Here is a 12,128-nt window from a genome sequence, read left to right as displayed (position 1 = left end):
GGAGTCCGGTCGTGGCATCGTGGCCGCATGAGCACCGGCGAACGCCCGGCCCTGCGGCTGGTCCCGGCGCCGGCCGCGCCCGAGGCCGCCGCCGGTCCGGTGCTGGGCGCCGTCGAGCTGCTGCCCGGCCGGGTCCGGGCCGCGCTGCTCGACCTGTCCGGCACCGTGCTGTGGCGCGCCGAGGCGGCCTACCCGCGCGGCACCGCCGACCGGGCCGACGTCGACGCCGCCCTGGCCGAGGTCGCCGCTTTCCCCACCCCGCCGGTGGGCGTCGGCGTGGCCGCCGCGGGGCTGGTGGACGCCGACGCGGGCGTGATCATCGAGGTCAACGAGGTGCCCGCGCTGCACGGTTACCCCGTCGCGGATGTACTCGCCGGGCTGGTGCACGCGCCGGTCCACATCGAACACCGGGCGCGCCTGCAGGTGCTGGGTGACCGCTGGTTCGGCCCGGGCCGCGGCCGCACGACCTTCGCGTCCGTGTCCACCGGCGAGGTGCTCGGTGTCGGCCTGCTCTACGACGGTGAGGTGCTGGCCCCGCCGGGCGGCCGCAGCGGCGCGCACATGACGGTGGCCGCCCGCGGCCGGCCGTGCACCTGCGGCGCGCGCGGCTGCTGGAAGACCGTGGCGACCACGCCGTGGCTGCGCGCCGAGGCCGAGCGGCGTGGCCTCGGCGCGCGTACGGTGCGGGAGCTGGCGGGCCACCCGCTGCTCGACGAGTACGCCGGCAACATCGCGCTGGGCCTGGTGAACATCCAGCAGCTCTTCGCGCCCGGCCTGTTCGTCCTGCACGGCGAAGCCGCCGAGGGTGGCGAAGCCTTCCGGGCCCGGATCGAGCAGCGGCTGCGTGAGGACTCGTCGTGGGCGCGCACCGCGGAGCCGCCGCACGTCGTGGTGAACGAGGGCCCGGCCGACGACGTCGCGCTGCTCGGCGGCGCCGGGCTCGTGCTGTCCCACCACTGACGCCCTCACGCCGGCACCCGGCGGCGGCGCGCCAGCCGCGGATCCGGGTTCGGGACCGCGTCCAGCAAGCTCCGCGTGTACTCGTGCGACGGCGACGCGAACAGCTCCTTCGAAGCCGCCAGCTCCACGATCTTCCCGGCCCGCATCACCGCGACGCGGTCGGCGATCCGCTGCACGACCGCGAGGTTGTGCGACACGAAGACGTAGGTCAGCTTCAGCCGGTCCTGCAGGTCGGCCAGCAGATCCAGGACCTGCGCCTGCACCGAGACGTCGAGGGCGCTCGTCGGCTCGTCGAGCACCACCAGCCGCGGTTCCAGGGCGAGCGCGCGGGCGATGGAGATCCGCTGCCGCTGGCCGCCGGAGAACTCGTGCGGATAGCGGTCCTGGACCTGCGGCGGCAGCCCGACGGCGTCGAGCAGGCCCGCCACCCGCTCGCGCACCTGCGCCCGGCCGCGACGGCCGCGCAGCGCCGGATCGTGCGTGACCAGCGGCTCGGCGACGATCTCCGTCACGCGCAGCCGCGGGTTCATGCTCGAGTACGGGTCCTGCAGCACCACCTGCATCTCGCGCCGCACCTTGCGCAGGTTCGCCGCGCCCAGCGCGTGCAGATCCGCGCCGTCGAAGCGGACCGTGCCCGCCGTGGGTTCGATCAGCCGCAGCAGCAACCGGGTCAGCGTCGTCTTCCCGCTGCCCGATTCGCCGACCACGGCCAGGGTCTCCCCCGAGACGACGTCGAGGTCGACACCGTCCACGGCGGACAGTCCGCCGTAGTCCTTGCGCAGCCCGCGGATCTCGACCAGGTTCGTCATACCCGCTCCAGCTTCGGTGTCGCACGCAGCAGCTCACGCGTGTAGTCCTCGCGCGGCGCCTCGAACAGCGGCACCACGTCCCCGGTTTCGACCACCCGGCCCGACTTCAGCACCACGACCCGGTCGGCGACCTCCGCGACCACGCCGAGGTCGTGCGTGATGAGCAGGACCGCCATGCCGTGCCGCCGTTGCAGGTCCACCAGCAGCTCGAGGATCTGGGCCTGCACGGTGACGTCGAGCGCGGTGGTCGGCTCGTCGGCGATGAGCACCCGAGGCCGTCCGACGAGCGCCATCGCGATCATCGCGCGCTGCCGCAGGCCGCCCGAAAGCTGGTGCGGGTACTGCGAAGCACGGCGCTCGGGGTCGGGGATCCCGGCCTCCCGCAACGCTTCCACGGCGGCCGCCCGCGCGTCGGATCGCGACGCACCCTGGTGCTTGCGGACGACCTCGGCCACCTGCGCGCCGATGCGCTTGACCGGGTTGAGGCTGGTCATCGGGTCCTGGAAGACCATGGCGACGTCGTTGCCGCGGATCCCGCGCAGGTCCTTTTCGGACAGTCGCAGCACGTCACGGCCGTCGAGCAGGATCTCGCCGCCGGCGTAGACGCACGGCGGCTCGGGGTTGAGCCGCAGCACGGACAGCGCCGTCGCCGTCTTGCCGCTGCCCGACTCCCCCACCAGGGCGACGGTCTCGCCTTCGGCCACGGACAGGCTCACCCCGTCGGCCGCGGTCACCGTGCCGGTGTCCACCCGGAACTCGATGCTCAGGTCGGTGATCTCCAGCAGGCTCATGAGCGGTACGCCTTCGGGTCCGCGACGTCGCGCAGGACGTCGCCGGTGATGTTGACGGCCAGCGCGGTGAGCATCAGCGCGACGCCGGGGAACACGGCCACCCACCACGACGTGCCGAGGTAGAGCTGGCCGTCGGCGAGCATCCCGCCCCAGGTCACGGTCCGCTTGGGCACGCCGAGGCCGAGGTAGCTCAACGACGCTTCGGCGACGATCGCCGCGGCGACGTGCAGCGTGCCGATGGTCGCCAGCGGCGCCATCACGTTGGGCAGCAGGTGCCGGCGCATGATCGTGAAGTCCGTGACGCCGATGGCGCGCGCCTCCGTCACGAACTCCCTGGTGCGCAGGGAAAGCACTTCGGAGCGGATCACGCGGGCGTAGGAGACCCAGCCGGTGAAGCCGAGCACCAGCACGACGTACCAGAGGCCGGAGCCGAGGAACCCGACGATGGCGAGCGCGAGCAGGATCGACGGGAACGCGAGCTGGATGTCGGCGATCCGCATCAGGATCCGGTCGAACCAGCCGCCGAGGAACCCGGCGACCAGGCCGATCACGGCGCCGACGACCCCGGCCAGCAACGCCGCGCACGCGCCGACGAGCAGCGAGACGCGAGCGCCGTAGAACAGGCGCGAGAGGATGTCGCGGCCCAGCTGGTCGGTGCCGAGCAGGTGCGAGGAGTCGCCGCCGGCGGCCCACGCGGGCGGGTGCAGCCGCACCAGCAGGTCCTGCGCGCCCGGGTCGTACGGCGCGATCAGCGGCGCCAGCAGGGCGACGAGCACCATCAGGGTCAGCACGGTCACGGCGACGACGCCGAGCTTGTTGCGCAGCACTCCGCGCACCACGCCCGGGCGGGCCAGGGGGACAGCTACGGCGGTCACGCGGTCACCCGCACCCTCGGGTCGAGAATCGTGTAGGACAGGTCGACGAGCAGGTTGACCACGACGAACGTCGCGGCGAAGAACAGCACCGCGGCCTGCACCAGGGGGAAGTCGCGGTTCTGGATGGCCTCGACGGTCAGCCGGCCAAGGCCGGGCCAGGAGAACACCTGCTCGGTGAGGATCGCGCCGCCGAGCAGGCTGCCGATCTCCAGGCCGACGACCGTGACGACCGGCAGCGCCGCGTTGCGCAGGCCGTGGCCCAGCACGATCCCGCCGGTGCTCAGTCCCTTGGCGCGCGCGGTGCGGATGTAGTCGGAGCCGAGCACGTCGACGAGCGAGCTGCGCAGCAGCCGCGCGATCACCGCCACCGAGTACACGGCCAGCGTGATGGCCGGGAGCACGAGGTGCGCGAACCCGCCGTAGCCCGACGCGGGCAGCACCTGCAGCTGCACGGCGAAGATGAGGATCAGCAGGATCCCGACCCAGAACGCGGGCGTCGACTGGCCGACGAGGACGCCGGTCATCACGCCGGTGTCGCCCGCGCGGCCGCGGCGCAGCGCCGCGAACGTGCCCGCCGGGACGGCGATCACCAGCGCCAGGAGCAGCGCGGCCCCGGCCAGCTCCAGCGTCGCGGGGACGCGGGAGAACAGGACTTCGGCCACCGGCTGGTCGTAGACGAGGGACGTGCCCAGGTGCAGCCGCGGCAGGCCGCCGAGGTAGTCGAGGTACTGCGTGAGCAGCGGCCGGTCCAGGCCGAGGGTCGCGCGGAGCGTGGCCTCCTGCGCCGCGGTGGCGTCGGGCGGCAGGATCAGCTTCACCGGGTCGCCGGACAGCCGGACCAGGAAGAACGCCCCGGTGGCCACGAAGAACAGCACGATGATCGCGGTCAGCACCTTGGTGACGACCACGCGCAGCACCCCGCTGCCCGGGGCGGCCGGGCGGGCCACGGCGACGGCCGGCGCGGTCACGGGGTCACCGTCGCCTTCGCCATGCCCAGCACGCCGACCACGCCCGGTGTCCACTGTGGACGCGTGTTGACCGCGTAGACGTTGTCGATCTGGTAGAGGAACACGAACGGCGCCTCCTGCTCGAGAAGTTGCTGGAGCGAGGTGAAGGCCCGCTGCCGGTCGGCGGGGGCGAGCGACTGCTCTTCGGCGTCCACCAGCCGGTCGGCCTCCGGGTTGGTCCACCGGCTCTGCCGCCGATCGTGGCGGACGTTGGACTGCACGAGGCTCTCGGCGTCGAGCGTCCAGCCGGTGCTCGCCGCCAGGTAGATCGGGCCGAGCGCGCTGCGGTTGCTGGAGGTCAGGCGGCTGGTGTACGTCCCCGCGTCGACCAGGTCGACGCGGGCCCGGACCCCGGCGCGGGCGAGCAGGCCGGAGATCGCCTCGGCGAGGTTCGAGTCGGCGGTCTGCGCGGTGATCGAGGTGTCGAACCCGTCCGCGAAGCCCGCCTCGGCGAGCAGCTGCTTCGCCAGGCCGACGTCGCGGGTGAAGGGCGTGATCGACGGGTCGAAACCGAACGACTCGCGCGGGAACATGGTCGGGACCTCGCGCGCCTTGCCGTCGAGCACCGCCTTGATCAGCAGCGGCACGTCCACGGCGTGGTTGAGCGCGCGGCGCACGCGGACGTCGCGCAGCGGGCCGGCGGTGGTGTCGAGTGAGAGGTACGACGTGCGGATGCCCGGGTAGTTTCGGATGGAGACGCCGGTGTAGCCCTTCAGCTGGAGCGCGGCGTCCGGGGTGAGCCCGGCAACGATGTCGACCTCGTCGCTCTGCAGCGAGGCGAGCGCCGAGGACGGGTCGGGCATCGGGAGGAACACCAGCTCGTCGTAGGCCGGTTTCCCGCCCCAGTACCCGGGGTTGGCGCGCATCCGCAGCTGGTGGTCGCGCTGGAACTCCCCGAAGGTGAACGGCCCGGTGCCGACCGGGTGCTTCGCGAAGCCTGCCGAGCCGACCTGCTTGAGGTAGCCCGGCGGCACGGCGACGCCGCCGAACAGCGAGACCTTCGCGGGGATGATCGGGTCCGGAGCGCTGCAGTGGAAGTCCACTGTGGACGCGTCGACCGCGACGGCCTGCTTCACGTAGCGCAGCTCGACGATCGGCGACTTGGTGGCCGGGTCGAGCAGCCGGTTGATGCTGAACGCCACGGCGTTCGCGTCGCACGGCTCGCCGTTGTGGAACTTCACACCGGGGCGGAGCTTGAACCGCCAGGTCAGCGGGTCGGGTGAGGACCACGACAGCGCGAGCCCCGGCGCCAGCCGGTTGTCCGGGCCGCGCGTGGTGAGCGTGTCGAACAGGTTGGTCAGCACGTTCATCGAGGTCAGGTCGCCCTGCTTCTGCGGGTCGAGCGTCTTGGGGTCCGACGACTGGGCGACGCGCAGCACGGTGCCGGTGGTGCCCGCGGCGCTGCCGCACGCGGAGAGGAGGCCGGGTAAGGCCAGCGCTGGGAGGGCGAGCCCGCCGAGCCGGAGGGCGTCGCGGCGCGACAGCCGGGAACGGGCCACGGTCACCACCTATCTTCCGTCTGATGAAACGCCGTTCCGTCACATGGAACGCGATTGCGCTAAGGTAGGCGGCGTGAACAACGCTGTCAACACTTCGCCCGGCAGCTCCCGGGGTGCGGTCGAGAAGGCCCTGGAGGTGCTCGCCACCCTCTCCGGCCCCGGCGGCCCGCACCGGCTCGCCGACCTCGCGCAGGCCTGCGACCTGCCGAAACCGACCGTGCACCGGATGCTGCAGACGTTCACCGAGGCCGGGTACGCGCTCGGCGCGGGCAACGGGCGCTACACGGTGGGGCCGCGGCTGCTCGGCCTTTCGGCGGCGGCTTTGACGAGCACGCGCCCGCTGCGGCCGGTGCTGGCCGAACTGCAGCGGCGCAGCGGGCACACGGTGCACTACGCGGTGCGCCACGCGGACCGCGCGGTGTACGTCGAGAAGCTCGAGCCGGAGCAGGCGTACCGGCTCAACACCCGGCCCGGCGGCGAGGTGCCGCTGTACTGCACCGCGGTGGGCCGCGCGATCCTGTCGCGCCTGCCCGAAGCCGAGGTCGCCGCGGTGCTCGCCGCGCCGCCGGCCGCCCGCACGGCCAAGACCCTGACCGACCCCGCCGCGATCCGGCGGGAACTGGCCACTGTGGACAGTGCGGGCTACGTGGTCGACGACGAGCAGTTCGAAGCGCACGTGCGCTGCCTCGGCGCGCCGGTGCTGGACGCCTCGGGTGCCGTGGTCGGCGCGGTGAGCGTCTCCGGGCTGACGTTCACGCTGCAGGAGTCGAGCTTCGACGTCCTGGGTCCCCTGGTCGCCGAGGCGGCCAACCGGCTCTCGGCGGTGCTCGCCGGGACGGCGCTGCGAGCGGTCGATGCTCGCTGAACTCCTCGCGCGGGCCCGGGAAGAGCGGGTGTTCTCCGCGGCCGCGTGGTCGGTCGGCACCGCCGACGGCGTCCTGTCCCGGGGCGTCCTGGGCACACGCTGGTGGGGCGGCCCGCCGGCCGGCGAGACGAGCCGCTGGGACCTGGCGTCGGTGACCAAACCCGTGGTGGCTGTCGTGGTGGCAGCGCTGGCCGAGCGCGGCGCGCTGTCCCTCGACGACCCGCTCCCCCGCCACCTGCCGTCCTACGCGGGCACCGACAAGGCGTCGATCACGGTGCGGCAGCTGCTCACCCACACGTCGGGCCTGCCGGGCGGCACGCCGCTGTGGCGCACCCACACCACGTCCGAGTCCCTTCTCGAAGCGATCCGGACGACGCCCCTGCCGGTCGCGCCCGGCAGCCGGGTGGAGTACTCGTCGCAGGGCTTCATCCTGCTGGGCCTCATCGCGTCGGCCGCCGCCGGGAAGCCGCTGGACGCCTTGGTCGCCGAGTACGTGACAACGCCGGCGGGCCTGCGGAACACCGGTTTCGGCCCGGCGCCCGACGCGGTGGCCACCGAAGACTGCACCTGGCGCGGCCAGGTGGTGACCGGGCAGGTGCACGACGAGAACGCGGTGGTACTGGGCGGAATCTGCGGCCACGCCGGCCTGTTCGCCCCCCTGGCCGACGTCGAGCGCCTGGGCCAGCTCCTGGCCGCGGGCGCGGCCCCGCTGCTGAAACCGGCCACCCACACCGAGATGATCACCAACCACACCGCGGGCCTGCGCCGGGGCCTGGGCTGGCAGGGCCTCGACGTACCCGGCTCCCCGGTGGGCATCGCGCTCGCCCCGGATTCGTACGGGCACACCGGGTTCACGGGCACGAGCCTCTGGGTGGAGCCGAGCCGTGGGAGGTATTACGTGCTGCTGACCAACCGCGTCCACCCGTCCCGCACGTCGAACGCCATCACGGAGGTACGCCGCCAATTCCACGACGCTGCGGCCCAGCTGCAGTGACCCAGCACCCGGCAGCGAGCCGACACTCCGAGCACGAGCGCCATCACCGGCGTACACCACCGCTTCCATGACTCACCCGGTCGGCGAGGCGCTGGACGGTAGCCCTCAGCCAGGCCTGAACGCCTGCACGATCACCAAGGTGCGCCGGCAGGTCCACGACCGCGACTCGCCCGCCGTGACTCACCGGTCGGCCAGGCGCTGGACGATAGCGCTCAGCCCGGCCTGATTGCCGGCACGATCACCGAAGTGCGCCGGCAGGTCCACGACCGCTGCCCGCCCTTCGTAACTCACCCGTCAGCCAGGCGCTGAATGGTGGCGCCCAGCCAAACCTCGCGATCACCAAGGTGCGCCGGCAGCTCCACGACCGCGACTCGCCCTCCGTAACTCACCCGTCGGCCAGCCGCTGAATGGTGGCGCCCAGCCAAACCTCGAGGTCGGCGCGATCACCAAGTTCGGCACGCAGCACCCGGCGGCGAGTCGACACCCCCAGCACGAACGCGTCGATCGCCGCCGCTCGGTTGCGGGCCTCTGCCTCGCCCAAGCCGCTGTCGCGCAGGTAGTGGTGCAGCGGCTCCAGCGAGTTGGTGTCCAGGAACTCGGCCAGCGCCTCCGCCGCCTCCGGGCGTTCGCCGGAGGCCCGTTGCAGCACCAGCAGCGGGTCCTCCCCCGGCTCGCCGAACCAGCGCTCCACGATGCTCGCCGCGAGGCGCTTGCCCAGCGCTGAACGGTCGCCGTCGAAGGAGGTCGTGACCGGGATCTCCACCTGGGTCGCCGCCAGGAAAAGGCCGTCCTTGCCGCCGAAGTAACGCGTGATGAGGTTGGGCGACACGCCGGCGGCGTCGGCCACGCCCTTGACCGTGATCGCCGTGTACCCGTGCCGGGCGAACTGGCGCCGCGCGTGCTCCAGGATGCGCTGCCTGGTGGCCGCGGCGTTGCGCGAAGTCATGTGTACGAGCATACACATCATGTGTATCGTCGTACACATGGCTGACGCACTGCGAGAACGACTCCGGCGGACACGACGTGTCCCGACCCCCTGGCACGACGACAACACCCGCGGCATCACGTGCTCCCGCCTCGACGACCTGCTCCGACACTGGGCCGGCGAGTACGACTGGGACGTCCACGAGCGCCGCATCGGCGCACTCCCCTGGACCACCGTGCGGGCCGGTGACACCGAGCTGCGGGTGATCCACCAGCGGTCCGCCGATCCCGGCGCCCCGGTCGTCGTGCTCCTGCACGGCTGGCCGGACTCGGTGCTGCGCTTCGAGCGCGTCCTGCCGCTGCTCACGGACGTGCACGTGGTGGTCCCCGCGCTGCCCGGCTTCCCGTTCGCGCCCCCGCTCACCACGCCCGGCATGTCGGTCAACCGGATCGCGGCGATCGTCGCGGACGCCCTGGCCGAGCTCGGCTACCCGCGGTACACCGTGTCCGGCGGCGACGTCGGAGGCACCGTCGCGGAGATCCTCGCCGGCGAGCACCCGGACCGGGTGACCGCCCTGCACCTCACGAACGTCGCGCCGCTGCGGGCGCTCACGGCCGACCCGGCGCAGCTCCCCCCGGACGCGGCGGCCTACCTCGCCCGGTCGGCGCAGTGGTTCCGCAGCCAGGGCGGGTACATCGCCGCGCAGTCGACACGGCCCGGCACCCTCGCCGTCGCCCTCGGCGACTCCCCCGCCGGCCTCGCGGCCTGGATCGCCGAGAAGCTCGAATCCTGGTCCGACGCGTCGGCGTTCACCCCGGACGAGCTGCTCACCTGGGTCTCCGCCTACTGGTTCACCGGCACGATCGGCACGTCGTTCGCCACGTACACCGAACCGGGCACGCTGCCGGGCCGGGTCGAGACGCCGACCGTGCTGTCGGTGTTCCCGCGCGACCTCAAGCCGGAGCCGCGCAGCTACGCCGAGACGTTCCTCAACGTGCGCGAGTACGTGGAACACCCGGCGGGCGGCCACTTCGCGGCCTGGGAACAACCCGCGGCCTACGCCGCCGACGTCCGCCTGGCGATCAAGGCCGGCGGCCCGCACGCTTGACGACCCGGATCACCGGCGCGGTCTGCACTTCACCGAGGTGCGGCAGGGCGCCGAGGCGCTCGACGAGATACCGGTACAGGTCCCGGTCGTCGCGGCAGATGACCGAGATCAGCAGGTTGGCCGGCCCGGTGGTGGCGGCGCAGAAGGCGACTTCGGGATGAGCGGCGACGGCGGCGCCGGTCTTCGCCAGGTGAGCGAGCGGCACGCCGGCCCACACGTGGGCTTGCGTGTGGAAGCCCAGCGCGACGGCGTCGACGTCGAGGTCGAACCGGAGGACGCCGGACGCGCGCAGGGCGTGGACGCGGCGGGCGACGGTCGACTCCGACCAGCCGGTCACGGCCGCGAGCGCGGGGTACGGCAGCCGCCCGTCCAAAGCGAGCGCGTCCAGTAGGGGCCGGTCGGCGTCGGTGGGATCGGCACTGTCGGCGCCGTGGTCCGGTAGGAGCGCCGCGATCTGGCCGGCGGTGAGCGGCGCCCGGCCTTCGAAACCGTGCCGGGCAGTACTGAAGACGTTCAGCACGCTGTGCGCCGTGACCGACACGACCGGCGCGGTGCGGTGCAGGCGCTGCAGGATCAGCTCGTCGCGTTCGCCGGCGGACCACGTCCGCAGGCTGGCGCTGATCTCGGTACCGCCGGACAGCAGCGCGACCCACCGGGTGTCGTCGCGCCGGGCGAGTGCCTCGCCGACCCGCAGGGCGGAGCCGGGCTCGCACTGCATGCGCACGACCCATTCGGCGCCGTCGAGCCGCTGGGGGTCGGCGAGGCCGACCAGGTTGATCACCTTGGCGTCCCGCAGCCGCGCGTAGCGCCGGGCGACGGTCCGGTCGGACACCCCGAGCACGTCGCCGATCCGGGAGAACGGCGCCCGGGCGTCGACGTGCAGGGCGTGCAGCAGCTTCCGGTCGACCTCGTCCAGCGTGACTGAATCCCGCTCCATGACTCCCACTATGTCGGATTCTTGCAATCACCGCGGATTCAGGTCGGAACACAGCACACTCCAGTGATCCTCGTACCCATGAAGGCTGTGCGATTCGCCCGCTACGGCGGGCCGGAGGTCCTGGAACTCCTCGAGGTCGACGCCCCGCACGCGCAGGCGGGCCAGGTGCGCATCGCCGTGCGCGCCGCCGGCGTGAACGGGCTGGAGTGGAAGATCCGCCAGGGCCTGCTGCGGGACGTCCGGCCGCTGCGGCTGCCGGCCGGCGTCGGCGGGGACGCCGCCGGGATCGTCGACGAGGTCGGCGCGGGCGTCACCGGCGTCCGGGTCGGCGACGCCGTGTTCGGCTCCGGGCAGGAGACCTACGCCGAGCACGCCGTGCTCACCTCCTGGACGCCGAAACCGCCGGAGGTTTCCTTCGAAGAGGCAGCCGGCTACGCCACCCCGTTCGAAACCGCGCTGCGCGTCCTCGACGACGCCGGTGTGCGCGGCGGGCAAACCGTTGTGGTCAACGGAGCCAGCGGCGGTGTCGGGTCGGCCGCGGTCCAGTTCGCCGTCGAGCGCGGCGCCACCGTCATCGGCGTCGCCGGTCCGTCCAATCAGGACTATCTCGTCTCGCTGGGCGCGGTGCCCACGACCTACGGTCCCGGCCTGGTCGAGCGGGTCCGCGCGCTCGCCCCGGCCGGGGTCGACGCCGCCGTCGACGTCGCCGGCTCCGGCGTCATCGCCGAACTCGCCGCGCTCACCGGCGATCCGGGCCGGGTCGTGTCCATCGCCGACTTCGGCGCCCCCGCGCTCGGCGCCCGGGTGTCCACGGGTTTCGGGCGGGACAAGACTCCCGCGCTCCGCGAAGGCGCGCGCCTGGCCGCCGCCGGCCGGCTCACCCTGCCCGTCACCCGGACCTTCCCGCTCGCGCACGCCGGAACGGCCCAAGCCGCGAGCGCGACCGGCCACGTCCGCGGCCGCGTGATCGTCACCGTGCCCTGACCGACCCACCAGGAGAGGATCTGCCATGACCGTCACCCTCATCAACAGCTTCACCGTGCCACCGGAAAGCGAGGAGGAGTTCCTCCGGACCTGGCGCAGCACCATCGACCACTTCGCCACCGCGCCCGGGTTCATCCAAACCCGCCTGCACCGCAACACCGGGCTGAACGACACCACGTTCCGGTTCGTCAACGTCGCGCTGTGGGAGGACGTCGAGTCCTACCGCGCCGTCTTCCGGGACTTCACCCCGCCCGGGCAGCGTGTCGCCGGCGTGAAGGCGTACCCCGGCCTGTTCGAGGTGTGCGAGGAGGTCGATCCCGCCGAGTAGCCGGGCCGAGCGGGACCGGGCCGGAGGGGCCGGGAATCATCTACCC

The 12,128-nt window shown here is 73.0% G+C and carries 13 protein-coding genes; 6 read left to right on the top strand and 7 right to left on the bottom strand.

The window, feature by feature from the left end; all coding sequences use genetic code 11:
* The first annotated feature begins 27 nt into the window (after positions 1-27).
* Positions 28-960, top strand: coding sequence for an ROK family protein (locus tag VA596_RS14870; protein ID WP_323327309.1), 933 nt, complete (start codon positions 28-30; stop codon positions 958-960).
* Between the two features lie 5 nt (positions 961-965).
* Here the strand turns inward: VA596_RS14870 and VA596_RS14865 are convergent, their stop codons facing one another.
* Genes VA596_RS14865 through VA596_RS14845 form a run of 5 tightly spaced genes read right to left on the bottom strand, consistent with a single transcriptional unit; the run spans position 966 to position 5,941 of the window.
* Positions 966-1,769, bottom strand: a complete 804-nt coding sequence (locus VA596_RS14865) for an ATP-binding cassette domain-containing protein (RefSeq protein ID WP_323327307.1) — start codon at positions 1,767-1,769, stop codon at positions 966-968.
* Positions 1,766-2,560, bottom strand: coding sequence for an ABC transporter ATP-binding protein (locus VA596_RS14860; protein WP_323327305.1), 795 nt, complete (start codon positions 2,558-2,560; stop codon positions 1,766-1,768). The genes VA596_RS14865 and VA596_RS14860 overlap by 4 nt, the downstream gene beginning before the upstream one ends.
* Entirely contained in the window at positions 2,557-3,435 is an 879-nt protein-coding gene (locus tag VA596_RS14855) for an ABC transporter permease (protein ID WP_323327303.1), read from the bottom strand. The genes VA596_RS14860 and VA596_RS14855 overlap by 4 nt, the downstream gene beginning before the upstream one ends.
* The gene (locus VA596_RS14850; protein ID WP_323327301.1) at positions 3,432-4,403 is read right to left on the bottom strand and encodes an ABC transporter permease; all 972 of its coding nucleotides are present in this window, start codon (positions 4,401-4,403) and stop codon (positions 3,432-3,434) included. Before VA596_RS14850 ends, VA596_RS14855 begins: the two co-directional genes overlap by 4 nt.
* Positions 4,400-5,941 carry an ABC transporter substrate-binding protein gene (locus VA596_RS14845; protein WP_323327299.1) on the bottom strand — a complete coding sequence of 514 codons (1,542 nt, stop codon included), beginning with the start codon at positions 5,939-5,941 and terminating at the stop codon, positions 4,400-4,402. Before VA596_RS14845 ends, VA596_RS14850 begins: the two co-directional genes overlap by 4 nt.
* Before the next feature lie 73 nt (positions 5,942-6,014).
* Between VA596_RS14845 and VA596_RS14840 the strand changes: the two genes are divergently transcribed.
* Both VA596_RS14840 and VA596_RS14835 read left to right on the top strand, forming a co-directional pair.
* Positions 6,015-6,806, top strand: a complete 792-nt coding sequence (locus VA596_RS14840) for an IclR family transcriptional regulator (RefSeq protein ID WP_323327297.1) — start codon at positions 6,015-6,017, stop codon at positions 6,804-6,806.
* The gene (locus tag VA596_RS14835; protein ID WP_323327295.1) at positions 6,796-7,800 is read left to right on the top strand and encodes a serine hydrolase domain-containing protein; all 1,005 of its coding nucleotides are present in this window, start codon (positions 6,796-6,798) and stop codon (positions 7,798-7,800) included. Before VA596_RS14840 ends, VA596_RS14835 begins: the two co-directional genes overlap by 11 nt.
* 385 nt (positions 7,801-8,185) lie before the next feature.
* On the opposite strand, the gene VA596_RS14830 is transcribed toward VA596_RS14835, so the two are convergent.
* The gene (locus VA596_RS14830; RefSeq protein WP_323327293.1) at positions 8,186-8,746 is read right to left on the bottom strand and encodes a TetR family transcriptional regulator; all 561 of its coding nucleotides are present in this window, start codon (positions 8,744-8,746) and stop codon (positions 8,186-8,188) included.
* A gap of 37 nt (positions 8,747-8,783) precedes the next feature.
* Between VA596_RS14830 and VA596_RS14825 the strand changes: the two genes are divergently transcribed.
* Positions 8,784-9,833, top strand: coding sequence for an alpha/beta fold hydrolase (locus tag VA596_RS14825; protein WP_323327292.1), 1,050 nt, complete (start codon positions 8,784-8,786; stop codon positions 9,831-9,833).
* On the opposite strand, the gene VA596_RS14820 is transcribed toward VA596_RS14825, so the two are convergent.
* Positions 9,808-10,770, bottom strand: a complete 963-nt coding sequence (locus tag VA596_RS14820; RefSeq protein ID WP_323327290.1) for an Lrp/AsnC family transcriptional regulator — start codon at positions 10,768-10,770, stop codon at positions 9,808-9,810. The genes VA596_RS14825 and VA596_RS14820 overlap by 26 nt on opposite strands.
* Positions 10,771-10,848: 78 nt before the next feature.
* On the opposite strand from VA596_RS14820, the gene VA596_RS14815 reads away from it, so the two are divergent.
* Complete coding sequence (locus VA596_RS14815) at positions 10,849-11,754, top strand: NADP-dependent oxidoreductase (protein WP_323327288.1); 906 nt, start codon at positions 10,849-10,851, stop codon at positions 11,752-11,754.
* A 25-nt stretch (positions 11,755-11,779) separates the two neighbouring features.
* Positions 11,780-12,082 carry an antibiotic biosynthesis monooxygenase family protein gene (locus VA596_RS14810; protein ID WP_323327286.1) on the top strand — a complete coding sequence of 101 codons (303 nt, stop codon included), beginning with the start codon at positions 11,780-11,782 and terminating at the stop codon, positions 12,080-12,082.
* The last annotated feature ends 46 nt before the right edge of the window (positions 12,083-12,128 follow it).

The organism is Amycolatopsis heterodermiae, assembly GCF_034929455.1.
GTDB lineage: Bacteria > Actinomycetota > Actinomycetes > Mycobacteriales > Pseudonocardiaceae > Amycolatopsis > Amycolatopsis heterodermiae.
The sequence above is the reverse complement of the archived record's forward strand: the minus strand, read 5'-3'. Positions and strand labels throughout refer to the sequence as shown.

Bases quoted from the DNA above. Each gene is read 5' to 3' on its own strand.
- VA596_RS14865 (WP_323327307.1), bottom strand. From the start codon at position 1,769: ATGACGAACCTGGTCGAGATCCGCGGGCTGCGCAAGGACTACGGCGGA.
- VA596_RS14870 (WP_323327309.1), top strand. From the start codon at position 28: ATGAGCACCGGCGAACGCCCGGCCCTGCGGCTGGTCCCGGCGCCGGCC.
- VA596_RS14815 (WP_323327288.1), top strand. From the start codon at position 10,849: ATGAAGGCTGTGCGATTCGCCCGCTACGGCGGGCCGGAGGTCCTGGAA.
- VA596_RS14830 (WP_323327293.1), bottom strand. From the start codon at position 8,746: ATGACTTCGCGCAACGCCGCGGCCACCAGGCAGCGCATCCTGGAGCAC.
- VA596_RS14825 (WP_323327292.1), top strand. From the start codon at position 8,784: ATGGCTGACGCACTGCGAGAACGACTCCGGCGGACACGACGTGTCCCG.
- VA596_RS14860 (WP_323327305.1), bottom strand. From the start codon at position 2,560: ATGAGCCTGCTGGAGATCACCGACCTGAGCATCGAGTTCCGGGTGGAC.
- VA596_RS14835 (WP_323327295.1), top strand. From the start codon at position 6,796: ATGCTCGCTGAACTCCTCGCGCGGGCCCGGGAAGAGCGGGTGTTCTCC.
- VA596_RS14810 (WP_323327286.1), top strand. From the start codon at position 11,780: ATGACCGTCACCCTCATCAACAGCTTCACCGTGCCACCGGAAAGCGAG.
- VA596_RS14820 (WP_323327290.1), bottom strand. From the start codon at position 10,770: ATGGAGCGGGATTCAGTCACGCTGGACGAGGTCGACCGGAAGCTGCTG.